Below are 25,701 nucleotides of genomic sequence, written 5' to 3'. Positions count from 1 at the left end.
CCAGGGCGAGGACGGTCAGGAAGGAGGCGAAGGCGGTGGCCAGGGCGCGGGGCGGCAGGCGGGCGGTGAGCCGGTTGCCGAGGTAGCTGCCGAGCGCGGTGCACAGCGCGAAGGCGGTCAGCAGCGGCCAGTCCAGCGGGCCGCCGTCCGCCCGGGTGGCCAGCGCGGTGGCCGAGTTGATCAGGATGACCAGGAGTGAGGTGCCGACGGCGGCCGGCAGGTCCAGGCCGAGCACCAGGCTGAGGGCGGGGACGACGACGAACCCGCCGCCGACGCCGAAGAAGCCGGTCAGCAGCCCGACGCCGCTCGCGGTGACCGCCACCCGTACGGGCCGTATCCGGGGCGGCGTGGGGGGATCCCCTGGAGGCCGCTGCCCGTCCCCGTGCGTGCGGCGGTCGCGCAGCGTCCGTAGCAGCAGCGCCGCGGCGACGAGCAGCAGCAGGCCCGCGAAGGCCGCCATGAGGACCGCGGGGTCCGCCGCCGCGCTCCACCGGGAGCCGAGGTAGCTGCCCGCCGTGCCCAGCGCGCCGAACGCGCCGCCCGCCGCCCAGCGGACCCGCCCGGCACGGCCGTGGCAGGCGAGCCCGGTGACCGCGCCGACGCCGACCACGACCAGGGCACCCGCCGTGGCCTCCTGCGGCGACTGCCCCGCCACGTAGACCAGCGCGGGCACCGCGAGGACCGAACCGCCGCCGCCCAGCGCGCCCAGCAGCAGGCCGATCAGCAGCCCGCACGGCAGCGCGGCGACGGCTATGAGGACGGACACGCGGCCCGCGGAGCGAGGGCGACCGCCCGGCTGTTGTCGGACCACTCGGCGACGAACGCGAACCGGTCGCCGCGCACCACCGTCTCGCGCCACTCCACGGGGCGTGCGCCGGAGTGCCCGAGCCGCTCGATCGCGAACGCCGGTTCCCGGTCGGCCAGTCCCAGCAGCCACGCCTGCCGGATGTCCGGCAGGAATGGCTGGATACGCTCCCGGCCGCCGGTGACCTTCACGCCGCAGCGGCCGGACAGCTCGGCGTAGAGGGAGGTGTGCCCGAAGTCGGCTTCCAGCAGCGGCTCGGCGAACTCGGCGGGCAGGTACGCGGTGTCGTGGGCGAGCGGTTCGCCGTCCGCGAGCCGCAGCCGCTCCAGGACGACCAGCGGCGCGTCGGCCACCAGCTCCAGGTGCCCGGCGACGGTGGCGTCCGCCGTCCGCTCCAGCCGCAGCACCTCGCTGCGCTGTTCGACCCCCTGCCCCTCCAGCTCCCGGAAGAGGCTGTAGAGCGAGCCGAGCGGCTGCTGGAGCGGGCGGGTGTCCAGGCGGCTGGCGCGGCCGCGTTCGGCGATCACCAGGCCGTCCGCGCGCAGCGAGCGCAGCGCCTCGCGGACGGTGTGCCGGCTGACCTCGTACTCGGCGGTGAGCCGGTGCTCGGCCGGGAACTGCGCGGTGAACGCGCCGGCTTCCATGCGGCGGCGCAGGTCGGCGGAGAGCTGGGCCCACAGCGGCAGCGGCGAGCGCCGGTCCAGCGGGCGCGGGCCGGATCCGCCCTGCTGCGGTGGTTCGGTCGTCATGATCGGTTCCTTCGCGGACGTACGGGTGGTGAGCGCCGGCCCGTGCTGTGCGGGGGGCACTGACTTGTCGTCAATCCGGCGGCTGCTTAATGTACGTACATCCGTGCATCCGCACAACGCGGTCCGTACGGGCGTCCGTTCAGCGCGAAAGGCCCGGCCCTCGCGGCAACGCGGCACGTCCCGGGGGCCGCAGGGACCGCACGCGTCCCGTACGACGACCTCTGGAGGCCGACCGTGCATTTCGCGCAGTACTACCTCGACTGCCTGTCCCAGGCGTCGTACCTGATCGGCGACGAGACCACCGGGCGGGCCGTGCTGGTCGACCCGCGCCGCGACATCGACGCGTACCTGGATGACGCTCAGGCATCGGGCCTGCGCATCGAGCTGGTCATCGAGACCCACATCCACGCCGACTTCCTCTCCGGGCACCTGGAGCTGGCGCGGGCCACCGGCGCTGCCATAGCCTTCGGCGAGGCCGCCGAAACCGGCTTCCCCACCCGGCGGTTACAGGACGGCGAACGCCTCCACCTCGGGCCCGACGACGCGACCGGCGTCACCCTCACCGTGCTCGCCACCCCCGGCCACACCCCCGAATCGATCTGCCTGCTCGTCCACGAGGACCCGCGGGACGCCGAACCGTTCGGCGTGCTGACCGGCGACACGCTCTTCGTCGGCGACGTCGGCAGGCCCGACCTGCTCTCCGCCGCCGGGCGTACCCCGCAGGACATGGCGGCCCACCTGTACCGCTCGCTGCACACCCGGCTCCTGCCGCTCCCCGACGCCACCCGCGTCTTCCCCGCCCACGGCGCCGGATCGGCCTGCGGACGCAACCTCTCCACCGAGACCAGCTCCACCATCGGCGCCCAGCGCCGTCTCAACTACGCGCTGCAACCCATGGCGGAGGACGACTTCGTCCGCCTGGTCACCGCTGACCAGCCCGCCGCCCCCGGCTACTTCGCGCACGACGCGGCCCTCAACCGCGACGGCCACCCGCCCCTGGAGCAGGCCCCGCCGCCCGCCCTCACCCTCGACCAGACGCTCGCCGCCCGCGACACCCGCGCTGCGGCGCTACTCGACTGCCGCCCGCTGAGCGCCTACACCCGCTGCCACCTCGCAGGATCCCTGCACGCCGGCCTCGCCACCCGGTTCGCCGAGTACGCGGGCAGCGTCGTCGCGCCGGACACCCCGATCGTGCTGATCGCGGACCCGGGGACGGAAGCCGAGGCCAGGACCCGCCTCGCCCGGATCGGATACGACCGGGTCATCGGCCATCTCCGCGACCCGGCCGCGGTGTTCGCCGGGCACCCCGCCCGCACGGTCCCGAGCCGCCGCATCGACGCGCACGAACTCGGCACGGGGCAGAGCCAGTTGGTGGATGTGCGCAACCCCGCCGAGTACGCCGCAGGAGCGCTGCCCGGCGCCCGCAACATCCCGCTCGCCACCCTCCCGTCCCGGATCGGCACGCTGGACCCCGGCCGCCCCGTCACCCTGTACTGCCGCAGCGGCAACCGCTCGGTGATCGCCGCCGCGCTGCTGGAGTCGCGCGGGTTCGGTGAGGTGTGCGATGTGGTGGGGGGCTATCAGGCGGTCGTGGCGGGGTGAGAGGGGCGTCGGGCGGATGAGGCTGCCAGGGCGGCGGCCGCCAGCAGGCAGGCTGCGGCCGGGAGGTGGAGTGAGGGGTGGCTGCCGGTGCCGGTCAGGGTGAGGCCAAGGCCGGCGGTGACGGTGAGGACGGCCTTGGTCACGCCGGACGCTTCGCCCGCGCGCTGGGGGCGTACGACGGCCTGCGTCCCGGTGAGGGCGAGTGCCCCGGCGACGCCCAGTGCGGCGGCGGCAGCGGTCGATGCCAGGAGGAGGGCGGCCAGGGGGGCGCCGTGCGGGCCTCCCTGGGGTGTCGCCCACAGCGCCACGGCTGCGGCGGCCAGGCAGAGCGCCATCACCGGGACGCTCGCCGCGGGCCGCACCCGGCCTGCCGCCGGGCCGCCCGCGGCCAGGGCGGCGGCCGGTGCGAGAAAGGCCAGCCCCGCGCTCTGCGGCGACAGCCCGTACGCGTGCTGGAGGGTCAGCGGGATCACGTACAGGAGGGCGACGGTCGCGGTGTTGGCGAGGGCGCCGGCCGCCGTCAGCCGGACGTAGCGGCGGTTGCGGAACAGCGCGAGGTCCACCAGGGGAGCGGGGGAGCGGCGTTCGGCACGGACGAACACCGCGCCCAGCGCTGCCGCGCCGCCCGCCCAGGCCCAGGGGGCGGCACCCGCGACGGACAGCGCAAGGCAGGCGCACAGGCCGGTGACGGCGGCGGCGCCCGTCGTGTCGAGGGTGCGGGCCGCGGCCGAGTCGCGGGACTCGGTGGCGCGCCGCGTGCAGCAGGCGGCGGCCACGGTGGGCACCACCGTCAGCCAGAACACGGCCCGCCAGGACACGCTCTGGGCCAGCACGCCGCCCACGAACGGGCCGCAGGCGGTGGCCAGTCCGGCAAGTCCGAGCGCCCGGCCGGTCATCCGCCGCCCGTGCCCGCCGGGGAAGGCACAGGTCAGCAGCGCCAGCCCGGCCGGCATGATCAGCGCGCCGCCCGCCCCCTGGACCACCCTGGCCGCCACGAGCAGCGGCAGCGACGGCGCGAGCGCGCACCCGGCGGCCGCGGCGCCGAACAGTGCAAGGCCGACGGCGAGCACCCGGCGCCTGCCGTACAGGTCGCCGAGGCGTCCGGCGACCGGCATCAGGGCGCCGGCCGCCAGGAGATAGCCGCCGATCACCCAGGGCGCGGCGGCCTGCGGGCCCGGCAGGCCGCGCCGGATGACGGGCAGCGCGAGGTTCAGCGCGAAGGCGTCAAGCTGGACGCAGAAGGCGCCGATGGCTACCGCGGTCCAGGTCCAACGGGGCGCCTGAGTCGGGGTGTTGACGGGCCGGGATGCGGGTTCCGGCGCCGGGTCGGGCAGGGGCTCGGACATGTGGACGGGCCGCCTCTCGGGTGGGGCGTGGGAGGGGTGCGGGAGAGGAGGGGAGAGGCGCCCCGAGTCGGGGCAGGAAGGGGGCGCGGGCCCGCGTGGGCGGGCGGCGCGTACCGTGCGGGGGCGGGGCCCGGGTGTCGGCGGCGGCCCGGTGACGTGCGGCGGGGCGGCGGAAGATGCCGTGTACAGCGGACGTTCAGCGAACGTTGATGCGTGATCTTCAGGCTGGTCCACATGTTGCGCCGTGTGACCTCAGAGCATGCAGATGATGCCAGCGAACCGCAAGCCACCCGCCGGTCGCGTACCTCGCGGGTCGCGCTGACCTGGTCCGGAGAACCGGGCCGCCTGGAGGAGCTGACGCACGGCATGCTGCTCGACCAGGCGGAGCGTGCGGCCGTCGCGCTCCACCGGCTCGGCGTCCGCGCCGGTGACCGGGTCGCGGTGCATCTCCCGCTGGTTCCCGACTCGGTGATCGTCACCCTCGCCTGCGGCCAACTGGACGCGATCCGCAGCACCCTGCCGGTGTCGCTGACCGCACCCGAACTCGCCGAGCGGGCCCGCGAGGCGCGCGCCCGGGTGCTGGTCACCGCGGACGCGGCGTTCTGGGACGGCGCCATACGTCCGGTCAAGGCGGTGCTCGACCGGGCGCTGGCGCGGGACGCGGCCGGATCCGATGCGGCGAAACGCCCCGTCCTGGTGGTCAACCGCTGCGCCCGGCCGGTGCGGTGGAACCCGGGCCGGGACCGTTGGTGGCACGAGGAGCTGGAAGAGGTCTGAGCGGGCGGCCTGCCGGGCCGGGGTCACCCGCGCGCGGGTACCCGCTGCCGCGCCGCCGCCAGCAGTGAAGCGGTGAACGGATGCGTGGGCGTGGTCAGCAGGCGCCGTGCCGGGCCCGCCTCGACGAGCGTGCCGCCGTCCAGCACCGCGACCCGGTCGGCCAGCGCCGCAGCCGTGTCCAGGTCGTGGGTGATCAGGACCAGGCCCATCCCGTCCCGTTCCCGCAGCAGCGCGCCGAGCAGCGCGACGATGTCACGGCGGCTGACCGCGTCCAGGCCCGAGGTGATCTCGTCGCACACCAGCATCCGCGGCTCGGCCGTCAACGCACGGGCCAGGGCGGCGCGTTGCAGCTCGCCGCCGGAGAGCCGTCCTGGGGTGCGGGCGGCGAGCGTGGCGTCCAGGCCGACCCGGGCCAGCGTCGCCCGCGCCTCCTCCCGTGCCGCGTCGGCCGGTGTACCGCGCAGCCGCACCGCGGTGCGGGCGGTCTGGGCCTCCACCGTGCGGTGCTCGTCGAACGCGGCCCGCGCGTCCTGGAAGACGTACTGCACGGCGGCGAGCTGCCCGGGGGTGCGGGAGCGGACGCTGTGCGGCAGGGCGGCGCCGTCCAGAGTGAGTGTGCCGTCCCAGTCGCGGTGCAGCCCGGCCAGGCATCGGCCCAGAGTGGTCTTGCCGCTGCCGGACCGTCCCACGACGGCCAGGCAGCTGCCGGGGAGTACGTCCAGGGCGGTGTCGCGCAGGGCCGTCACGGAGCCGCCGGAGTGCGTGCGGTCCCGGTAGCGGGCGGCGGCGAGGCGGATGCGGAGACCGTCGGTGCGTGGCGGAGCGGCGGGGGCCGCAGCCTCCGCGTCCTCCTGGGTGCCGTCCGGGGCCGCGAACTCCGCGCCGAACGCGAGCAGTTCCCGCGTGTACGGGTGCCGGGGCGCGGTGCGGACGCGGTCCGCGGGGCCGGATTCGACCACCCGGCCCGCGCGCAGCACCACCACCTCGTCGGCCAGCGCGTGCACCACGTCCAGGTCGTGGCTGAGCAGGAGCACGGCGATGCCCTGGCCGGTGAGACGGGCGAGTTCGGTGACGATGCGGCGCTTGGTCAGCGCGTCCTGGCCGGTGGTCGGCTCGTCGGCGACGACCACCTCGGCGCCCAGCAGCAGCGCCTGCGCCAGCACCACCCGCTGCTGCTGGCCGCCGGACAGCTGGTGCGGATGGCGGCGCAACAGGGCCTCGCCCTCCGGGCCTTCGGGCAGCTGGGCGAGCGCCAGGGCCGCCAGGACCCGGGCGCGGACGGCCGCGCGGCGCTCCCGGCGGGGCAGCGCGGGCAGGCGGGCGCGGGCGATGTCGGACAGCAGCGCGCCGACCCGCCGGGCCGGGTTGAGCACCGCGGCCGGGTGCTGCGGCACGTAGCCGACCGGGCCGCCGTCCGCCACCCGCACCCGGCCCGCGACCTCGGCGCCGTCCGGGTACGTGCCCAGCAGCGCGCGGCCCGTGGTCGTCTTGCCGCTGCCGGACGCGCCGACCAGCGCGGTGACCGCACCGGCGCGGACGGTCAGCGACACCCCGTCGACGATCCGCCGTCCGCCCGGCATCTCGATCCGCAGCTCTTCGACGCAGGCCGCCCATTCCCCGGCCGTGCCCCGCTGGTTCCCCGTGTCGTGCCCGCTCACCCGACGGATCCCTTCCTCGTACGGCCCTTTGTACGGCCGGTCCCCGCCCGGTCTGCCAGGCCCGCGTCGCCGAGCAGGTTGGTGCCCATGGACAGCGCCACGATGAGCAGCGCGGGCACCACCACGGCCCACGGCTGGACGAAGAGGCCGGTGCGGTTGCGGTCGACCATCACCGCCCAGTCCGCGGCGTCCGGATCGACGCCGACGCCCAGGAACGCGGCGGTCGCCACCAGATACAGCACACCGGTCATCCGCACCCCCGCGTCGGCCGCCAGGGTCCGCAGGCAACTGCGGGCCACGTAGCCGACGGCGATCCGCCACCAGCTCTCGCCCTGCATCCGCAGGGCCTCCACGGCCGGGCGGGCGGCGGCCTCGGCGGCCGATGCCCGCACGATGCGGGCCGCGTCCGGCACGTTGACCAGCGCCACCAGCACCGCGAGCCCGGCCGCGCCCGGCTCGAACACCGTCGCCACCAGCAGCACCATCAGCAGCGAAGGCACCGCCAGCAGCACGTCCAGCGGCCGCATCAGCAGCTCCTCCAGCCACGTCCGGTGGGTCAGGGCCGCGGCGAACGCGAGCGGCAGCGCGACGGCGTACGCCAGCACCGTCGCGGAGAGCGCGATCAGGACCACCGACCGGCCGCCCAGCAGCACCTGCCGCGCCACGTCCTGCCCCGCGAAGTCGGTGCCCAGCAGGGCGCCGCCGCCGACCGTGAACGACGCCCCGCGCGGCCCCGCAGCACCGGCGAACAGCGGCCCCAGAAGGGCCAGTGCCAGCGGCAGGCACACCAGCAGCGCCCCGAGCGTGAAGCGTGCCCACGGGCGTGCGGCGGTGGCCCGTGCCGTCATGCCGCCACCCCCGTACGGGGCGCGAGACGGTGGGTGACCAGGTCGGCGGCGAGGTTCAACGCGACGGTGAGCACGCCGAAGACCACGGCCAGGCCCTGGACGACCGGGATGTCGCGGGCCGACACCGCGGTCAGCAGCACCGTTCCCAGGCCGGGGATGACGAACAGCGCCTCGACCACGATCACCCCGCCCAGCAGCCAGTCGACGGTCCGCGCCAGTTGCTGGGCGGCGGGCGCCACCGCGTTCGGCAGCGCGTGCGCGTAGCGGATCCGGGCGGCGCCGATGCCGTAGCGGCGGGCCTGCGCGACGTAGGGGGAGGCCAGCGCGTCGAGCATGCCGGCCCGCACCAGGCGGCTGATCGAGCAGACCGGGCGGGCCAGCAGCACCGCGACGGGCAGCACCAGCGCCGCCGGACGGGCGAGCAGATCGCCGCCGTAGCCGACCGCGGTCGGCGGCAGCCAGCCGAGCCGCAGCGCGAAGACGAAGACCAGCAGGACACCGAAGGCGAACTCCGGCACCGCGTAGATGCCCAGCGTCACCGAGCTGATCAGCCGGTCGGCGCGGCCGCCCTCGCGGCGGGCGGCCAGCACCCCGAGGCCGACGCCGGCCGGCACCAGCAGGGCGACGGTGAGCGCCGCCAGCAGCAGGGTCGGCGCCAGACCGTCGGCGAGGTAGCCGGTGACCGGGCGGCCGGTGACCAGCGACCGGCCGAGGTCGCCGTGCAGCAGGCCGCCCGCCCAGTGCGCGAGCCGCTCGTACGCGGGCAGGTCCAGCCGCATCGACGCGCGGATCGCGGCGATGCGTTCCGGTTCCGGCCGGTCGCCGGCCAGGGTGACGGCGGCGTCGCCTGGCAGTGCCTCGGTCAGGGCGAAGACCAGCAGGACCACCCCCGCGGTCTGGCCCGCGCCCAGGACCAGCCGCCGCACCACGAAGGACCGCAGGCCGCTCACGCCAGCCAGACCTTGTCGAAGCGGGCCCAGTCGAGGGAGTTGGCGGGCGCCGTGCGGGACACGCCCCGTACCCGCTGCGCGGTGCCGACGATCCAGTCGGCGAACCCCCAGACCAGGAAGCCGCCTTCGGCGTGCAGCCGGCGCTGCATCCTGCCGTAGAGCGCGGTCCGCTCGCCGCGGTCGGCGGTGGACCGGGCCTGCTGGTAGAGCGCGTCGAAGTCCTTGTGGTGCCAGTGGGTGGCGTTGGTGGTGGAGTCGGTCAGCAGCCGCTGGGAGAGGTGCATTTCGATGGGCATGGCGCCGGACCGGTAGGAGCACAGCGTCCCGGATTCGAGGATGTCGCTCCAGTAGCTGTCCTTGTCGCGGTGGCGCACGGTGATCCGTACGCCCGCCTTGGCGGCCTGGTCGCGGAAGATGCCGGCCGCCTCGGTGAATCCGGCGGCCACGTCGGACGTGTCGAGGGTGACCTTCAGGTTCTGCGCCCCGGCCTGCTTCAGCAGTTGCCGGGCCCGGTCCAGGTCCTGGGTGCGCTGCGGCAGTCCGTCCGCGTAGTACGCGTAGCCCTTGCCGAACAGGTCGTTGCCGATCTCCCCGGCGCCGGACAGCGCGCCGCGTACCAGCTCGGCGCGGTCGGCCAGCAGGAAGAACGCCTGCCGCACCCGTTTGTCGTCGAACGGCGGCCGGTCGGTCTTCATCGCGAACGCCTGCATGGCGCTGTTCTTCAGCCGCACGATCCGGATCTGTCCGCGGCCCTCGTGGGCGCGGGCGGTGGCCGGGCTCAGCTCGTGCGCGTACTCGACCTGGCCGCCGAGCAGCGCGTTGACCCGGGCGGACTCCTCGTCGGCCGCGACGAACTCCAGCTCGTCCAGGTGCGGGGCGCCGTCCCAGTAGTCGTCGAAGCGGCGCAGCACGGTCGACCTGCCGGGCGCGAAGGAGACGTGGCGGAACGGGCCCGAGCCGACCGGCCGGTCGAAGGAGCGGGTGCCTGCGGGCACGATGTACGCGCCGAACGCGGCCAGTACGTCGGGGAATTCGGCGGTGGGCCGCTTGAGGTGGAACTCGACGGTGCGCGGGTCCTTGGCGCGGCTCGCCTTGAGGTCGATGGGGTCCAGGTCGGCCTTGGAACGGAACGCCTTCGCGGGGTCGGCTATCCGGCGGAAGCTGAACAGGACGTCGTCGGCGGTGACCGGGCGGCCGTGGTGGAAGGCGGCTTTGCGGAGCGTCACCGTCCAGCGGTCCAGCGTCTTGTTCGGCTGCCAGGAGGCGGCGAGGCGGGGGCGTGGTGTGAGGTCGGCGCCGAAGTCGGCGAGCTTGTCGAACAGCGCCTTGGCGCGGGCCACATCGGAGAACAGGTTGGCCAGATGCGGGTCGAGGGTCTCGTTCGCGCCGCCGCCGGCGAACGCGGCGCGCAGCCGGCCACCGCGGCGCGGCGGGCCCGCGTCGCCGCCCGACCCGTCGCTCCCGGAGCCGCCCGCGCCGCAGCCGGCGAGCGCCAGCGCGCCCACCGCGGCGGCGCCCGAGGCGGCGGCGAGGAATCCGCGGCGGTGCAGCCCCGGGTAGAGGAAGGCGTCGGCGGGGGCGTACGGCCCCGGTGCGGGGCTTCCGGGGCCGGGCGCGGGGCGGTCGTCGGCTCGCATGGCGAACTCCTTGCGGGAGGGAGAGGAGCGAAGAAGAGGCGAACGGGCGGGACGGGGCGCCCGGAGAGCCCGGCGGGCACGGGGCGTGTCCGTCAGGGTGCCGCAGTCACGGCGTCGCGGTCACGGGCGCGGTCACGGCGCCGAGGTCAGGCGCGCGACGAGATGCAGCCGGTCGGCGTCGGTGCGGTCCCCCGGGGTGTCGCCCTCCTGCCAGCGCGGCTCGGTCCGCGGTCCTGGGCCGTCGTACAGGGCCAGCACCGTGAAGCCGTGTGCGGCCAGGAACCGCCGCAGTTCCAGGGGGAGCAGCAGGCGCCAGGCGGAGCGCTGGGTGACCTGCGGCGTGCCGTCGTCCGTGGTCCACACCCGGTGGCGGCGCAGCAGCTGCGCGGTGCGGTCGACCGTCAGGGTGGTGTGCGACCGGTAGGACGTGCCGCGCCAGGTGAAGCCGTCCGCCCGCGGGGTGTCCAGCAGGTCCGTGCGGCCCAGGAAGTAGGCGCCGTTGCGGAGTTCGGCGACCAGCAGGCCGCCCGGCTCCAAGGCGTGCCGGCAGGAGTCCAGCAGGCCGTCGAGTTCCTCGTTGGTGTGGCAGTACAGCAGCGCGCTGTCCAGGCAGACGACGGCGTCGAACGCGCGCGCCCCGAGGGAGAAGCGGCGCAGGTCGGCGCGGGTGTAGGCGGGGCCGGGGTGGTGGCTGCGGGCGTAGCCGAGCATCGCGTCGGACAGGTCGGCGCCCACCACCCGGCGTCCCGCGGCCTGGAGGCGGGCCGCGTCCCGGCCGGTGCCGCAGCCCAGGTCGAGGACCCGTGCCCCGGCGCCGTGCCGCCGCAGCGTGTCATCGGCCCAGCGGGCGGCGATCCCGTCGGGGTCGGGGAACCGCGCCTCGTACAGCTCGGGGTGGTCGGTCAGCAGATTGCCGTCAACTGCCTTACCGGCGGCGGACGATGAGGGTTCGGGGGTGTCCTTGGGCGGCATGGGGTCCGTTCCTCCTGAGATCGTCATCAGTCGGCCGACGCCGTCGCCAGGGCCGGTGCGGGTGTCCGTTCGGGGAGGGACCGCAGCCGGGCGACGACGGCCGCCGGGAGCAGGCCGAACGCGAGGCAGCAGGCCCAGGGCAGCCAGGGTGCGCGCAGCGTGGCACCGGCGTCCATCGCCCAGCCGACGAGCGCGTTGCCGGCCGCGGCCGCGATGCCGGACACGACGTAGAAGACGCCGAAGTACGTGCCGGTCAGCTCGGGGCGGCCGAAGTCGGGGATCAGCTCCATCACGAACGGCTGGGCGATCATCACGCCGAGGTAGAGCAGCAGCGTGCCGGCCAGCACCGGGACCACCCCGAGCAGCGCGGCCGCCGTCCCGTCCGGGCGCCCGGCGCCCGCCACCGCCATCGGCGGGACGAAGGCGAGGCCCATCAGGGCGAGCCCCACGGTGATCCAGCGGCCGCGGGTGCCGCGGGCCTTGAGTGCCCGGGTGACCCGCAGTTGGAGGGTGAGGTTGGCGAGCGTGCCGGTCAGGAAGACGAGTCCGGCCGCGCCCGCCCAGCCGGTGGCGTGCCGCGCCCCGTCGGGCAGCAGCAGGTACAGCTGGTTCTCCATCGTGAACATGCCGACCATGGCCAGCGCGAACGCCAGGAAGGCGCGGTTGCCGACCACTTCACGCCAGTCGCCGAGCACACTGGACGACGCGGGCGGCACCTCGCGGGCCGGCAGGACCAGGGCCTGCGCGACGGTCAGCAGCGCGAAGACCACGGCGGCGGTGACCGCGGACGCCCGGAAGCCGACGAGCAGCAGCGCGCTGCCCAGCAGCGGCCCCACCAGCGCCCCGGCCATCGCGAAGACGTTGAACAGCGCGAACGCCTCCGCCTTGCGGCCGCCCGCCTCCTGCGCCAGGTAGGCGCGTACGGCCGGATTGAAGAGGGCTCCGGCCAGCCCGCTGAGTATGGAGGCGGCCAGCAGCACGGGCAGCCCGTCGCCCAGCGCGAACAGCGCGAAGCCGAGCGTCCGCAGGGCACACCCGGCGATGATCACGCGGCGGGCACCGAGCCGGTCGGCGGCCGAACCGCCGATCAGGAACAGGCCCTGCTGGCTGAGGTTGCGCACCCCGAGCACGATGCCGACGACGGCCGCCGACATGCCCAGGTCATCGCCCAGGTGCGTGGCCAGGTAGGGGATGAGGAGGTAGAAGCCGGTGTTCACGCCGAGCTGGTTGATCAGCAGGAGGCGGATGGCGAGCGGGAATTCCCGCATCTCACGCCAGGTCTGCACGGCGCGGCCTTTCACTGGGGCGGGCCGCTGCGGCGCGGCCTGCGGAGGATACGGACGGGGGGAGCGCGGCGGCGGCCGTGACCTCCGGCGGGCGAGGGCGGACGCCCAGGCCGAGCCGGTCGCTCGCCCGGACCGTGCCGTCCGTGCCGCCGATGCCGGTCCACGGGTCGCGGGCCAGCAGCAGGTGTCCGTCCAGGTCGACCCAGCGGGCCCGGTGCACCAGATGGACGGCAGGCGCGATGCCCAGCGTGCTGGCCGTCAGGCAGCCCAGCATCAGCTCGGTGCCGCTGCCGGCGAGCAGTTCGGCGATCCGCAGGGCCGCGAACACCCCGCCGCACTTGGCGAGTTTGACGTTGATGCCCTGCACCCGCCCGGCCAGCCGCCGCGCGTCCTCGTAGGACACCGCGTCCTCGTCGGCGATCACCGGCAGTGGCGAACGGGCCGCCAGCGCCGCAAGACCCTCCGGATCGCCCGGCGCGAGCGGCTGCTCCACGGCCGCCACCCCCAGCTCCGCGCAGCGCGGCAGCAGCGCCTCGGCCTGCGGCACGCTCCAGCCGCCGTTCGGATCGACCAGCAGGACGGCGTCCGGGGCGTGTTCCCGCACCGCGCGGATCCGCGCCAGATCCTCATCGGGGTCGGTGGCACCCGCCTTGACCTTGATGAGCGTGAAGCCGCTGTCCGCGAGCCGGGCGGCCAGCACCGCGGCCCGCGCGGGGGAGGTGATGCCGATGGTGCGGGCGGTCGCCGCGGACGGCGGGGCCACCGCCCCCAGCAGCTGGTGCACGGCGGTGCCGGCCCGCTTGCCCGCCAGGTCGAGCAGCGCCGACTCGACGGCCGAGATCACCGCGGGCGGGGTGCCGGGCCCCGGCAGCTCCCCGGCCCGTACGGCGCCGAGCGCGGTCTCCGGGTCGCCGCACCGCTCGATCGCCGCGGCCGCCTCGCGCAGCAGCCGCACCAGCGTCCTTGTGTCCAGGCCGAAATAGGCGCTGGCCACCGCCTCGCCGTGGCCGCGCAGGCCGCCCCGCTCCACGGTCAGCCAGACCGCGTCCCTGGCCGCCATCGTGGCGCGGGAGATCCGCAGCGGCTCGGCGAGTTCGAGGCGCGCGGTGCGCACAGTGGTCTTCATGCGGGGGCCTCCTGAGCGGGGTGCGGCGGCGGGACGGCCGCGCCGGAACGGGACCGGGCGGCAGGGCCTGCGGGCGCGCACGGGTCGATCACCGTCGTGCAGCGCATCCAGCCGGTGGCCTCGACGGCCTGCGGGTGCGGGATCTCGACGGGGCGGGTGCGGGCGGCCGCGCAGTCCACGCCGTGCGCGGTGGTGAAGTCGTCGTCGTAGACGGACGACAGATAGCGGTGCGGCCCGTCGGGGAAGACCGTGGCGACCACCGCGCCCGGGTGTACCCGCGCGGCCCAGGCCGCCACCAGCGCGGCGGCGCCGGTGCTCCAGCCGCCGCTGACGAAGCTGGTACGGGCCAGCCGCCGGCAGGTGTCGGCGGACTCGGCCGGGCCCACCCAGTGCACCTCGTCGAACGCGCCGTAGGCCACGTTCCGCGGCTGGATGCTGCTGCCGAGCCCGCGCATCAGCCGGGGCCGCGCGGGCTGCCCGAAGATCGTCGAGCCGGTGGCGTCCACGCCGATCAGCCGCAGCCGCGGCCAGTGCCTGCGCAGCGGCTCCGCGATCCCGGCGCTGTGCCCGCCGGTGCCGACGCTGCACACCAGGATGTCCAGATGCGGCAGCTCGGCGGTGATCTCGGCGGCCAGCGAGGCGTAACCCGCCCTGTTGTCGGGGTTGTTGTACTGATCGGGCCAGTACGCGCCGGGCAGCTCCGCCAGCACCGCGCGCAGCCGGGCCAGCCGCGCGGCCTGCCAGCCACCGTGCGCGGCCGGCCGGTCCGCCAGTTCCAGACGGGCGCCGTACGCGCGCAGCAGCCGCCGCATGGACGGCTCCAGCTCGGTGTCGCCCACCAGGACGACGGGGTGGCCGAGCGCCTGGCCCGCGAAGGCCAGGCCGATGCCGAGGGTGCCGGACGTGGACTCCACCACCGGTGCGCCCGGCAGCAGTTCGCCCCGCTCCCGCGCGCCCAGCAGCATCGACACCGCCGCACGGGCCTTCATGCCGCCCACGCCGTGGCCCTCCAGCTTCGCCCAGAACCCGGGGTGCGGCCCCGGCAGTTCGCCGCCGATCCGCGCCAGCGGCGTCCGGCCGACGAGCCCCAGCAGGTGCGCACCGGCGCCGGGCCCGCCGTTCGCCGCCGCGCCGCCATCGGCGGGCCCGGTACACGGCGGGGTGGTTGTCGTGGCGTTCATCGGTTCCCCCCGTAGCGGTGGATGCTTCCCGGGCCGCCGTCGAGCCAGAAGAACGGATACGGCTCGGCGCACACGGCGTGCACCCCCGCGCCCAGGAAGCGGGGCAGCACCGCGCTGCCGGTCTGCGCGAACAGCACCAGCGGCAGCCCGCGTTCGGCGGCGAGCGCGCGCAGTGGGCCGAAACTCCCGTTGCCGAGGGTCATCCCCGACGCGAGCACCGCGTCGCAGCCCGCGGCGGCGGCCAGGGCATCGGTCACCACCGGCTCGCCCCACTCCGTCACGCCGCCCTTCAGGTCACACGGCACATACCGCAGCCCGCACGAACGCAGCGCTTCCAGCAGCGAGTTGACGACCCCGACGACCAGCACCCGGCCCCCGGCGGGCACGGCGGGCGCCAGCAGCTCCACAACGGCCCGCGCCCTGGCCAGGGACTTCTCCAGCGAGGATCCGGCGGGCAGCGGCACCGGCCGCGCCCCGTGCTCCGGGACGTGCGGCGCGCAGTGCATCAGGTACGCGTCGAGCGCGGCGATCCGCACCACAGGCAGCCGGTGGCCGAGCAGCGTCGCCACGTCCGCGCCGACGGCGTCCGCCACGGCCGCATCCGGCAGCGCTCCGGGTTCGGCCGCGCACGACCCGACGACCGCGCCGAGCCGCAGGCTGAGCACTTCATTGCGGTAGCCGCCGGCCCGCCCGTCGTGCCGTACGGCCTGGGTGGTCGCGAAGGCCGTGGAGATCCGCAGCTGCCGTGGGTCGGGCCCGAACTCGGTGTCGAGGACGGCCTGCTGGAGCACGTCGAGGCTCGGCCAGCCGGTGAGTGGGGCGAGGGTTTCCCGGTCGTCGGCGGTGGCGGCCGTTGCGGTCGCGGACGGGGTGCTCATCGGCCCGCCACCACGCGCGGCCGGACCGCGGCGAGCAGCGACGCGACGCGCGTACGGGCATCGCCAGGACCGGAACCGGTCGCCATGAGATGGCCCAGGTAGCCGTTGTTGTCGGCGGCGGCCCGCACCCGCGTGCCCGGCTCGGCCAGCCGTACTTCCAGGACCCCGGGAGCGCCCTCCAACTCGGCCGTCACATCCGGCACTTCGTCCGGAGGGGAAGCGCCGTCGTCCCCCGCCAGGTCGTACCCGGTGAGCACGCCGTCGGTCGCAGGCAGCAGAAAGCCGATCGCCGCGCTCGGGACGCCGGTCTCGCGCGGCGCAAGATCCGGCTGCCGGCCCAGCGCCAGGTCCACGCAGGCGGCGGCCAGATCGATGCCGGTGACGTGCCGCACGAGTTCGGTGATGCGGTTGCCCGCGGGCCGCGGATTGACCTCGACGACCCGGGGGCCCGACGCCGTGAGCTTGATCTCGGTGTGCGCCACGACCTGATCGAGACCGAGCGCCGCCAGCGCGTCCACCGCGGTGCGCGCCGCCGCCTCCGTGTCCTCGGCGGCCAGCCCCGCGGGGAACATGTGGCCGGTCTCGACGAACCCCGGCGCGCCGCCCACGCTCTTGTCGGTGACCCCGACGACCCGGGCCCGCCCGCCGCACGACACGGTCTCGACGCTGACCTCGGGCCCCTCCAGCAACTCCTCCAACAGGACGGTTGGCGACCGCAGTTGGCCGCGCGCATTGATGGGAAAGGCGTCCAGCGCGCGGTGCGCGACGGCCAGCTCCCGCTCGTCGTCGACGCGCCGTACGAACATCCCCGCGCACAGGTCCACCGGCTTGAACACCAGCGGGTAGCCGATCTCCCGGGCCGCGACCGCCGCGGCGGCGAACCCGTCGCAGACCGCGAAGCGCGGCCCCGGTACACCGGCGGCCCGCAGGGTGCGCCGGGTCTCGTCCTTGCGGCAGGCGGCGGTGACGGCCTGCGGCGCGGGGCCCGGCAGCCCCAGGTGCCCGGCGACGGCCGCCACCGTCGGCAGGTAGTAGTCGCAGGAGCTGAGCACCCCGTCGAAGTGCAGCGCCCCGTGCAGCCGTTCGGCCTGCGGGAGCAGCGCTGCGAGGTCGTTGGTGTCGGCGGTGACGAGATTGCGGGCGCCGAGCAGCGGATGGGCGACTCCCTCGGGTGCCGACCGCAGGTAGTGGTGCAGATCGCGGGTGAGGAACGTGAACGTGTGCCCGGCCTCGGTGATTGCACGTGGCAGCAGCCGGCTCATCGCACCGACCCAGCTCTCGACCATCAACAGATGCCCCATGACTCCCCATCGCTGCCGTGCCGGGGGTCCGGGCAGGCCGAGGGAAGCCCCCCGGGGCCGCGGACCCGTGTTGACCGAACCCCCACGGTATCGATAATCATTTTCATTGTCATGTTCAGTCTGCCCATCTGGAGCGCCCCATGCCCATCCCCCGTCACCCCCACCCGCTGCCGTCCCCTCGCCCCACCCGCCGCCGAACCACAGCCATCGGGGCCGGAGTCGGCTGCTTCCTGATCGCCACGGGGGTCGGCCCGACGGCGAGCGGACCGGGCGAGGCGGGCGCACCTATGGGGCCGACGGCTCGGGGGAGCGGGGTGGCGGTGGGGTTGGTGGCTGGTGGGGGTGGTGCGGCGGTGGGTTTGGTGACGGCCGAGGGCCGTTCGGCGTCGGGTGCCATGGCTGGTGCCGGTGCGGCTGGGGGTGGTCCGGCCTTTGCTGTCACGGCTGTTGGCCGTCCCTCCGGGGCCCGTCCCGCCGACGCGCACCCGGCCTCCGTTGTCCCGGCCTCCGTTGTCCCGGCCGACGGCCGCCCCAGCGACGGCCGCCCCATCGACGGCCGTTCCACCGGTACCCGTCCCGCCGACGCCCGTCCCGTTGCCGCCCGCCCCGTCGCCCGGATCGCCTTCAGCGCCTGCCCCGACTCCGTGCCGGAGCCGGACCCGCCGGCCCGGGTCGGTTGCGGTTCACTCGCCGTCCCCCTCGACCACACCCGCCCCGACGGCCCGCACCTACGCATCGCCGTCTCCCGGGTCCGTGCCACCGGCACCCCCGCCGAACGCCGCGGCATCCTCCTCGTCAACCCCGGAGGGCCCGGCGGCTCCGGCCTCCCCTACGCCGTCACCAAACGCGCCAAACTCCCCGAACAGGTGCGCCGCGCCTACGACATCATCGGCTTCGACCCCCGCGGCACCGGCGCGAGCGACCCCGCCGACTGCGGCCCCATGGGCGGCCTCTTCGACGCCCCGGGCGTCGACCCGGTGCCCCGCGACCGCCCCGCCGAACGCGCCCATCTGCGCGGCCTCAAGGCCCTGGCCGACGACTGCGCCCGCGGCGTAGGGGCCGCGCTGCCCCACCTCTCCACCGAAGAGACCGCCGAGGACATGGACGACCTGCGCGCCGCCCTCGGCGAACCCGCCCTCAGCTACCTCGGCGTCAGCTACGGCAGTTACCTCGGTGCCGCCTACGCCGCCGCCCATCCCCACCGCATCGACCGCATGGTCCTCGACAGCGTCGTCGGCCCCTGGGACTGGCACGAGTTCGACGTCCGCCAGGCCCGTGCCCTGCTCCGGCAACGCGACACCCTCTTCGCCTGGCTCGCCCGCGACCCCGCCCGCTACCGGCTCGGCGCCACCCCGCGCGCCGTACGCGCCTTCTACACCCGCGCCCGCGCAGCCCTCGCCGCACACCCCGACCACGGCTTCGGCCCGGCCGCCTTCGATCGCGCCGTCTACCGCGCGCTGGGCCGCACCGAACGCTGGGCCCCGCTCGGCGACGGCCTGCGCCGATACCTCCACGAGGGCACCGCCGACGGACTCCGGCCCGCCGACGACTTCGCCGCGCCCGCCTCCCGCACCTACGAAGCCGCCAATCGCACCGTCACATGCGCCGACGGACCCGGGCCCGACCCGCACACCGTGCTCGCCGACATCCGCGCACTGCGCCGCACCGACCCGCTGCCCCTCCTCACCGGCCTCGAAGCCACCACCTGCGCCTACTGGCACCACAAGCCCACCCACCGCACCCCGCTGGGCAGCCCCCAGGCACCCCCTGTCCTCCTCGTCGCCTCCGCCCACGACCCGGTCACCCCGGCCGCCGGCGCCCGCGCACTGCGCCGCACCCTCCCCGGCTCGCGTCTGATCACCCTCGACAACGACTACTCGCACGGCGTCTTCGCCAGCCGCGGCAACCCCTGCGTGGACGACACGGTCGCCGACTACCTGATCGACGGAACCACGCCCACCACCGACATCCGCTGCGCGGGCCCGGGACTCCCGTAACGGCCGTGTCGCTGTGCTCCGCCGGCCGACCGCGGCGCCACTCGGCATCCAGGCAGCGGGTGACGGACTCCTGACCGCCGCGAACCCGGGGCGCCGCCCTCCAGCGTCCTGCGCACCCGGAGCGGGGCGTCCGGGCGGGTCACGGCGAGGCCCACGAGCACCCGGCCGCAAGAGATCAACAGGGCAGGCGCGACCGTCCGTATGCGCAACACCGCCTGGCCCGTCACCGCCCGCCGCCCGGCCCGATCCGGCCGGACCGGCCGCAGCCGGAGGGCGGCCGTTCCCGCGGCCGTACCCTGAAGAGGTGAGCAACACCCCCGCACCCGACCCGGCCGCCCCCGCCCCCGCAGGCCCCGGGACCGGAACCACCGGCGCCCCCGAGGCCGAAGCCCCCGCGTCAGGCGCCCCGGAGGCCGGCCCCCCGGAGGCCCCCGAGGAGACCACCCCGGCGAGCCAGGCCACGGCCCGGCCCGCGCCCCGGACCACCGCCGCCGCAGCGCCCCCTCCCGCCGCGCGCCGCAAGGCGGCTCTGATCTTCGACGACCCGCTGAACCAGCAGTCGTCGGACGACACCGACCGAGGCTGGGGTGACCGCCCCGCGCCCTCCGGCGGCGCCGCCGACCTCGCCCGCTTCCTCGACGAAAAACCGCCCCACCACCTCTGAGCGAGGCAGTGGGGCGGCGTAGGACGCTGCTGCGGTCCCGCTACTGCGGCTGCTTCTGCGTGATGACCGTGCCGGTCGCCGACGAGGAGCCGTTGCGCTGCGCGATCAGGGCGTCGCGGATCTCCGCCAGCAGTTCGACCTCGGTCGGTGCGGCCAGGGTGTCGTCCACCGGCTTCTTGGCTTCCTGGCGCTGCTTCCACTTGTTCATCGGAAGGATCATGAGGAAGTAGACCACCGCTGCGGTGATGAGGAAGGTCAGCGCGGCGCTGAGCACCGAGCCCCACAGGATGTAGATCCCGTCGGTGAACTCGCCCGACTTCCTGTCGACGGTGCACGTGGTCAGGCACGCCTTGTAGTTGTCGAGGTTCTGCGAACCCAGGGCGCCGATGATCGGGTTGATCACGCCCTTGACCACGGAGTTCACGATGTTCGTGAACGCCGCACCGACGACCACCGCGACCGCGAGTTCGATGACGTTTCCGCGCATCAGGAATTCCTTGAATCCCTGCAGGACGCCCTTGTTCTCGTCGCTCACCAGTCAGCCTCTTTCCACGTTCGGTACGGGCGGTGCACCAACAATCAGCACCGCAACTTACGTCAGGGCGGGGGAGAGGTGTCCAGTCGCGCAACACGAACCAGCGATCGACCAGAGCGTCAGTGCGGATCGATGCGGCGATGCCGGCGACGGAGGGCGAGCGCCCTCGGAACGATGCGGCAACAATCCCGCCGACCCCAAAAGTTACGCGTGCAGACGAAGCGGACACAACTCGATCTTGCGTCATGGGTTATCGCTCCCCGGAGTCCGTCGTCGCCCGGCAGCCGACCGCGGGTGCGGCACGGTCGGCGTCCTGGAACGCGCCCCCGGCCCAGGCTGCGGCGGCCATCGCCAGCCCGGCGGCCAGCAGGCGCCGCTGCCGGGACCGCCGCCCCCGGTGCCGCGCGCCGCCGATCCGCAGCGGTGCGAAGTGCGGGACGTCACACGGGGTGGGGGTGGGAAGGTCGGCGACGGGCGCGGCCGGGGACAGCGGTGAGGGTAAGGGGAGTGGGTGGGACGGTCGGGGCGCGGGGACGGACACGGTGATCACCGCCTGCGGTGGAGGAAAAGGACCCGGCGATCACCACCGTGCCTGCTTTTCCCCGCGGCCGTGCCGGCCTGTGGACGGCCCCGCAGGGTGTGGACAACTCCGTCACCCGTGCGAGGGGATCGGGGTGCCCGCCATCAGGAGGCGCCCCCGGGCAGCGCGTCCTACGGGAGCTCGATACCCAGGTCCCAGCCGTCGAGGGCGCGGGTGCACAGGCAGTCGCGGCCGGCGGAGTCAGGGAGGCCGGCGACCGCGTCGAAGAGGACCTCACGCAGGCGCCCGACGTTCCGGCCGAAGACCTCCAGGACGTCGTGGTGGGAGACGCCCTCGCCGGTCTCGGTGCCCGCGTCCAGGTCCGTGACCAGCGTCAACGATGTGTAGCAGAGGCCCAGTTCGCGGGCGAGCACGGCCTCGGGGTGGCCCGTCATGCCGACCACGGACCAGCCCTGGGCGGCGTGCCACTTCGACTCCGCGCGGGTCGAGAAGCGCGGGCCCTCGATGACGACCAGGGTGCCGCCGTCGACCGCCGCCCAGTCCCGGCCGTGCGCCGCCGCGAGCGCCGCCGCGCGCCCGACGGGGCAGTACGGGTCGGCGAAGGTCGGGTGGACGACGTTCGGGACGCTGCCGTCGGGCAGCGGCTCACCGTCGAAGTACGTCTGGGCGCGGGCCTTGGTGCGGTCGACCAACTGGTCAGGGACGAGCAGCGTGCCCGGCCCGTATGCGGGGCGCAGTCCGCCCACGGCGCACGGGCCGAGTACCTGGCGGACGCCGACCGACCGCAGGGCCCACAGGTTGGCGCGGTAGTTGATGCGGTGCGGCGGGAGGTGGTGTCCGCGGCCGTGCCGCGGCAGGAACGCGACCTGGCGGCCCGCCACTTCCCCGAGGAACAGCGAATCGCTGGGGCGCCCGTAAGGAGTGTCCACCGTGATCTCGGTCACGTCGTCGAGGAACGAGTAGAAACCCGATCCGCCGATAACGCCAATCTCCGCGTCAGCCATGCCGTTCACACTATCGGGGCGGTCACTCCGGCGGACGCGCCGGACCCCGCCGTCGGCTGCGACGGCGGGGTCCGGGAGGTGTCTGGGTCAGGCGGCCGAGCTGCTGCTCTTGGAGCCCGATGTGCTGCTGGAGGACGTCGAGGAGGACGCGGGCTTGGCGTCGGACGACGAGGACGTCGACTTCGCGTCGGAACCCGACGAGGACGACGACGCGTCCGAAGTGCCCGTCGCGGAGCCGGACTTCGCGGGGCTGCTGCTGGACGACGAGCCGCGGCTGTCGTTGCGGTAGAACCCGGATCCCTTGAAGACGATGCCGACCGCGGAGAACACCTTCTTGAGGCGTCCGTTGCAGCTGGGGCACTCGGTGAGCGCGTCGTCGGTGAACTTCTGCACCGCCTCGTGGCCCTCGCCGCACTCGGTGCACTGGTACTGGTAGGTCGGCACTGTGACTTCCTCCTGGCACTCTCACTCGATGAGTGCTAACGACGATCCATAGTGCAGTATTCCGGCGCGTCAGTCCACTGTGACCGTCGTACGGTGACCGACCCCACGCTCCGCGCCGTCCTCGGACGGACCGTCGCCTGCCGCCGCCCGGAGGCCGCCGTCCGCAGCGGGTTCCCCGGTGGCGGGCGCCACGATCCGGCCGGTGGAACGCGGCAGCAGGTGGGCACGGAGCACCAGCAGCACGGTCAGCGCCAGCACGGTCCCGGCCAGCGGCACCAGGAAGCCGGTGCTCGGCGCGTAGCGGTCGGCCAGCTGGCCCGCGGCGGTGGCCGCGGCGGCCTGGCCCAGCGCGACCGCACCGGTCAGCCAGGTGAACGCCTCGGTGCGGGCGCCCGCGGGCACCAGCGACTCGACGAGCGTGTAGCCGGTGATCAGCGCCGGGGCGATGCAGAGCCCGACGACCAGGCCGACGGCGCCGAGCAGCGGCACCGCCGTGACCGCCCACAGCGGGGTGGTGGCCAGCGCCAGCAGCCCGTAGGCGACCAGCAGCCGGCGGCGCGGGCCGACCTTCCAGGCGATGGCGCCGCAGGCGATGCCGGCCAGCATGTTGCCGGCCGCGAAGATGCCGTAGAGGACGCCGTTGATGCCGGGGCGGCCGATGTCCTGGGTGAAGGCGGTCAGCGTGACCTGCATGCCGCCGAAGACGGCGCCGATGCCCAGGAACGCCACGATCAGGACGCGGACACCGGGGACCGAGAGCGCGGAGACGGGCCGTGCGCCGTCGGCGTGCGCCCGGTGCACCGGCGGCTGGCTGCGCCGCTGGGAGGCGAAGAGCAGGCCGCCGGCCAGTGTCAGGGCGGCCTCGGCGATCAGCCCGGCCGCCGGGTGCACCCCGGTGCACAGGGCGGTGGCCAGCACCGGGCCGACGACGAAGGTGAACTCGTCGGTGACCGACTCGAAGGCGGCGGCCGTCGGCATCAGCGGGCTGCCGCCCAGCCGCGACGCCCAGCGGGCCCGCACCATCGGGCCGACCTGCGGGGTCGACGCACCCGTGGGGACGGCGACGGCGAGCAGCGCCCACAGGGGCGCGTGCGCGAGCGCGAGGCTGATCAGCGCGCTGACGCCGGCCACATGCACCAGGACGCCGGGCAGCAGCACCGCGCGCTGGCCGAACCGGTCGGCGAGCTTGCCGCTCTGCGGGGCGAACAGGGCCATGGCGACACCGGTCGTGGCGGACACCGCGCCCGCGGTGCCGTAGGAGCCGGTGGTGTGCTCGACGAGCAGCACGATGCCGATGGTCAGCATCGCGAAGGGCTGCCTGGCCAGAAAGCCGGGCAGGAGGAAGGTCCACGCACCGGGGGTGCGCAGCAGTTGTCCGTAACCGGGACGGGAGTCCTGGACCGCGGATGCCACGGCCGGGCCTTTCCGCTGCCTGGTAGCGCGCAGCCGCGAGGTCGTCACGGGTAACGCGCCGAGAGCTGTCCTCTCGCGCGGGACCGAGTGATACCGCGTGGTCCGCACCGGGAGGGTGGCTGCGCTGGGCAGGGGACCGCGGCCGCCGAGCGGTCGCGCCAGCTCTGCTTCAGGCAGAGTGGGTTCGTAGATGTGCCATGTGAAGGATACAGGCCCACATACGTGAAGCCCTGGGGGTGACCAGGGCTTCACGCGGGTTTTCCTTGGGACCGATGGAGATTTACCGCACATCCCGGGGGGCCGTGCGGCGTCGGGCATTCCGGGACGCGCGGGCCCGGACGCCCGCGGGTTCCGCCCCGCCGGTGCCCAGCCAGCCGGCCAGCTTGCCGCCCTGCGACACCGCCTGCAGCCGCTTCTCCGCGGTGTCCCGCACCGGGTCCGTGGCCACCACCAGCAGCTCGTCGCCGTGCCGCAGCACCGTCGCCGGCGCGGGCACGAAGCTCGCACCGTCCCGTACGACCAGGGTGACGGCGGCGCCGGCCGGCATCCGCAGTTCGCCGACCTCGACGCCGTGCATCCGGGACGACGGGCCGATCGAGGTGGACAGCAGATGGCCGCGCAGCCGTTCCAGGGGCGCCGATTCGATCCCGAGGTCGGCGGCCTCTTCGTCGTCGCCCAGCCGCAGCCGCCTGGCCAGCCAGGGCAGCGTCGGGCCCTGGATGAGGGTGTAGACGACGACGAGGACGAAGACGATGTTGAAGACGCGTTCGCTGCCCGGGACCTTGCCCACCATAGGGATGGTGGCCAGGACGATGGGCACCGCGCCGCGCAGCCCGGCCCAGGACAGCAGCGTCTTCTCCTGCCAGGGCACCCGGAACGGCAGCAGGCTCAGGAACACCGATGTCGGCCGGGCCACGAGCGTCAGGATCATGCCGATCACCAGCGCCGGCACGATGTCGTCGAGCAGGTTGTGCGGCGTCACCAGCAGGCCGAGCAGCACGAACATGCCGATCTGACCTATCCAGCCGAGCCCTTCGGCGAAGCCCCGGGTCGCCGCGGAGTGCGGCAGCTTGGCGTTGCCCAGGATCACCGCGGCCAGATAGACCGCGAGGAAGCCGGAGCCGTGCGCCAGGGCACCGGCCGCGTACGCCGCGACCGCGATGGCCATCACGGCGATCGGATACAGGCCGGACGCCGGCAGCGCCACGTGCTTCATGCCGTACGAGCCGAGCCAGCCGACCGCCAGGCCGATGGCGGCGCCGATCGCCAGCTCCAGGGCGATCTCGCCGAGCAGGACGTACCAGTGCTCCACCGGTCCCGCCGTGGAGAACGCCACGACGAGGATGACCACCGGAGCGTCGTTGAAGCCGGATTCGGCTTCCAGGACGCCGGTCAGGCGGGCCGGCAGCGGCACGGAGCGCAGCACGGAGAAGACCGCGGCGGCGTCCGTGGAGGAGACCACGGCGCCGATCAGCAGCGCCTGGCGCCATTCGAGACCGGCGAGATAGTGCGCTCCGGCCGCGGTGACCCCCACGCTCACCGCGACGCCGAACGTCGAGAGCAGCGCCGCCCGGGGCAGCGCCGGTCTGATCTCTTTCCATTTCGTGCCGAGGCCGCCCTCGGCCAGGATCACGACCAGGGCGGCGTAGCCGAGGAGTTGGGTCAGTTCGGCGTTGTCGAAGACGACGCCGCCGAGGCCGTCCTGCCCTATGGCGACGCCTATTCCCAGATAGATGAGCAGGCTGGGGAGTCCGCTGCGCGAGGAGAGCCGTACCGCGGCGACCGCGACGAGCAGTACGAGCGAGCAGATCAGCAGGAGTTGATTGAGATGGTCGACAGTCAGGAGCTGGTCCTTCCGCGCGCGTGCCGGAGCCGGGGTGAGGGCTTTTCCTTACCGTATCTAGTTACTGAGACTAACAATTTACCATTGCTTGAATGTCGGATGCGCCGGTGGTGACTCCGCGTAGGGGTCGCCGGAGCCGTGCGC

The 25,701-nt window shown here is 74.7% G+C and carries 23 protein-coding genes; 4 read left to right on the top strand and 19 right to left on the bottom strand.

Annotated elements, in window-relative coordinates; all coding sequences use genetic code 11:
* Both LIU39_RS09730 and LIU39_RS09725 read right to left on the bottom strand, forming a co-directional pair.
* On the bottom strand, nucleotides 1-766 hold a 766-nt coding region (locus LIU39_RS09730), incomplete at its 3' end, for a sulfite exporter TauE/SafE family protein (protein WP_227046214.1).
* Nucleotides 751-1,554, bottom strand: a complete 804-nt coding sequence (locus LIU39_RS09725; RefSeq protein WP_227046213.1) for a GntR family transcriptional regulator — start codon at nucleotides 1,552-1,554, stop codon at nucleotides 751-753. The genes LIU39_RS09725 and LIU39_RS09730, both read right to left, overlap by 16 nt.
* Nucleotides 1,555-1,788: 234 nt before the next feature.
* On the opposite strand from LIU39_RS09725, the gene LIU39_RS09720 reads away from it, so the two are divergent.
* Nucleotides 1,789-3,156 carry an MBL fold metallo-hydrolase gene (locus tag LIU39_RS09720; RefSeq protein WP_227046212.1) on the top strand — a complete coding sequence of 456 codons (1,368 nt, stop codon included), beginning with the start codon at nucleotides 1,789-1,791 and terminating at the stop codon, nucleotides 3,154-3,156.
* Here the strand turns inward: LIU39_RS09720 and LIU39_RS09715 are convergent.
* Nucleotides 3,135-4,502 (bottom strand): MFS transporter, encoded by a 1,368-nt coding sequence (locus tag LIU39_RS09715; protein WP_227046211.1) that lies wholly within the window; start codon nucleotides 4,500-4,502, stop codon nucleotides 3,135-3,137. The genes LIU39_RS09720 and LIU39_RS09715 overlap by 22 nt on opposite strands.
* Nucleotides 4,503-4,748: 246 nt before the next feature.
* Between LIU39_RS09715 and LIU39_RS09710 the strand changes: the two genes are divergently transcribed.
* The gene (locus LIU39_RS09710; protein ID WP_227046210.1) at nucleotides 4,749-5,279 is read left to right on the top strand and encodes an AMP-binding protein; all 531 of its coding nucleotides are present in this window, start codon (nucleotides 4,749-4,751) and stop codon (nucleotides 5,277-5,279) included.
* Nucleotides 5,280-5,302: 23 nt separating this feature from the next.
* Here the strand turns inward: LIU39_RS09710 and LIU39_RS09705 are convergent, their stop codons facing one another.
* From LIU39_RS09705 to LIU39_RS09660, 10 genes are all read right to left on the bottom strand, one after another.
* Entirely contained in the window at nucleotides 5,303-6,937 is a 1,635-nt protein-coding gene (locus LIU39_RS09705) for an ABC transporter ATP-binding protein (RefSeq protein ID WP_372463833.1), read from the bottom strand.
* Nucleotides 6,934-7,785, bottom strand: a complete 852-nt coding sequence (locus tag LIU39_RS09700) for an ABC transporter permease (RefSeq protein ID WP_227046209.1) — start codon at nucleotides 7,783-7,785, stop codon at nucleotides 6,934-6,936. Before LIU39_RS09700 ends, LIU39_RS09705 begins: the two co-directional genes overlap by 4 nt.
* The gene (locus LIU39_RS09695; protein ID WP_227046208.1) at nucleotides 7,782-8,735 is read right to left on the bottom strand and encodes an ABC transporter permease; all 954 of its coding nucleotides are present in this window, start codon (nucleotides 8,733-8,735) and stop codon (nucleotides 7,782-7,784) included. Before LIU39_RS09695 ends, LIU39_RS09700 begins: the two co-directional genes overlap by 4 nt.
* Complete coding sequence (locus tag LIU39_RS09690) at nucleotides 8,732-10,372, bottom strand: ABC transporter substrate-binding protein (RefSeq protein ID WP_227046207.1); 1,641 nt, start codon at nucleotides 10,370-10,372, stop codon at nucleotides 8,732-8,734. The genes LIU39_RS09695 and LIU39_RS09690 overlap by 4 nt, the downstream gene beginning before the upstream one ends.
* Nucleotides 10,373-10,504: 132 nt before the next feature.
* Entirely contained in the window at nucleotides 10,505-11,344 is an 840-nt protein-coding gene (locus LIU39_RS09685) for a class I SAM-dependent DNA methyltransferase (RefSeq protein WP_227046206.1), read from the bottom strand.
* A gap of 26 nt (nucleotides 11,345-11,370) precedes the next feature.
* The gene (locus LIU39_RS09680; protein WP_227046205.1) at nucleotides 11,371-12,630 is read right to left on the bottom strand and encodes an MFS transporter; all 1,260 of its coding nucleotides are present in this window, start codon (nucleotides 12,628-12,630) and stop codon (nucleotides 11,371-11,373) included.
* Entirely contained in the window at nucleotides 12,614-13,756 is a 1,143-nt protein-coding gene (locus LIU39_RS09675; protein WP_227046204.1) for a mandelate racemase/muconate lactonizing enzyme family protein, read from the bottom strand. The genes LIU39_RS09680 and LIU39_RS09675 overlap by 17 nt, the downstream gene beginning before the upstream one ends.
* Nucleotides 13,753-14,937, bottom strand: a complete 1,185-nt coding sequence (locus tag LIU39_RS09670; RefSeq protein WP_227046203.1) for a PLP-dependent cysteine synthase family protein — start codon at nucleotides 14,935-14,937, stop codon at nucleotides 13,753-13,755. Before LIU39_RS09670 ends, LIU39_RS09675 begins: the two co-directional genes overlap by 4 nt.
* Nucleotides 14,934-15,815, bottom strand: a complete 882-nt coding sequence (locus LIU39_RS09665) for a hypothetical protein (RefSeq protein WP_227046202.1) — start codon at nucleotides 15,813-15,815, stop codon at nucleotides 14,934-14,936. Before LIU39_RS09665 ends, LIU39_RS09670 begins: the two co-directional genes overlap by 4 nt.
* The gene (locus tag LIU39_RS09660; RefSeq protein ID WP_227046201.1) at nucleotides 15,812-17,116 is read right to left on the bottom strand and encodes an ATP-grasp domain-containing protein; all 1,305 of its coding nucleotides are present in this window, start codon (nucleotides 17,114-17,116) and stop codon (nucleotides 15,812-15,814) included. The genes LIU39_RS09665 and LIU39_RS09660 overlap by 4 nt, the downstream gene beginning before the upstream one ends.
* A gap of 644 nt (nucleotides 17,117-17,760) precedes the next feature.
* On the opposite strand from LIU39_RS09660, the gene LIU39_RS09655 reads away from it, so the two are divergent.
* Entirely contained in the window at nucleotides 17,761-19,113 is a 1,353-nt protein-coding gene (locus LIU39_RS09655; RefSeq protein WP_227046200.1) for an alpha/beta hydrolase, read from the top strand.
* Between the two features lie 304 nt (nucleotides 19,114-19,417).
* Complete coding sequence (locus tag LIU39_RS09650) at nucleotides 19,418-19,777, top strand: hypothetical protein (protein WP_227046199.1); 360 nt, start codon at nucleotides 19,418-19,420, stop codon at nucleotides 19,775-19,777.
* 40 nt (nucleotides 19,778-19,817) lie between these two features.
* On the opposite strand, the gene mscL is transcribed toward LIU39_RS09650, so the two are convergent.
* The 6 genes from mscL to LIU39_RS09620 all read right to left on the bottom strand — a co-directional run bounded on the left by mscL (nucleotide 19,818) and on the right by LIU39_RS09620 (nucleotide 25,557).
* Nucleotides 19,818-20,312, bottom strand: a complete 495-nt coding sequence (mscL, locus tag LIU39_RS09645; protein ID WP_227046198.1) for a large conductance mechanosensitive channel protein MscL — start codon at nucleotides 20,310-20,312, stop codon at nucleotides 19,818-19,820.
* A 250-nt stretch (nucleotides 20,313-20,562) separates the two neighbouring features.
* Nucleotides 20,563-20,862 (bottom strand): hypothetical protein, encoded by a 300-nt coding sequence (locus LIU39_RS09640; protein ID WP_227046197.1) that lies wholly within the window; start codon nucleotides 20,860-20,862, stop codon nucleotides 20,563-20,565.
* A gap of 161 nt (nucleotides 20,863-21,023) precedes the next feature.
* Nucleotides 21,024-21,857 (bottom strand): S-methyl-5'-thioadenosine phosphorylase, encoded by an 834-nt coding sequence (locus LIU39_RS09635; protein WP_227046196.1) that lies wholly within the window; start codon nucleotides 21,855-21,857, stop codon nucleotides 21,024-21,026.
* An 87-nt stretch (nucleotides 21,858-21,944) separates the two neighbouring features.
* Entirely contained in the window at nucleotides 21,945-22,301 is a 357-nt protein-coding gene (locus LIU39_RS09630; RefSeq protein WP_227046195.1) for an FmdB family zinc ribbon protein, read from the bottom strand.
* A gap of 69 nt (nucleotides 22,302-22,370) precedes the next feature.
* Complete coding sequence (locus LIU39_RS09625; protein ID WP_227046194.1) at nucleotides 22,371-23,714, bottom strand: MFS transporter; 1,344 nt, start codon at nucleotides 23,712-23,714, stop codon at nucleotides 22,371-22,373.
* A 280-nt stretch (nucleotides 23,715-23,994) separates the two neighbouring features.
* Nucleotides 23,995-25,557 carry a potassium/proton antiporter gene (locus LIU39_RS09620; RefSeq protein ID WP_227046227.1) on the bottom strand — a complete coding sequence of 521 codons (1,563 nt, stop codon included), beginning with the start codon at nucleotides 25,555-25,557 and terminating at the stop codon, nucleotides 23,995-23,997.
* Nucleotides 25,558-25,701 lie beyond the last annotated feature (144 nt).

This window comes from Streptomyces pinistramenti, assembly GCF_020564935.1.
Lineage (GTDB): Bacteria > Actinomycetota > Actinomycetes > Streptomycetales > Streptomycetaceae > Streptomyces > Streptomyces pinistramenti.
This window is presented reverse-complemented; position numbering and strand designations above follow the sequence as displayed.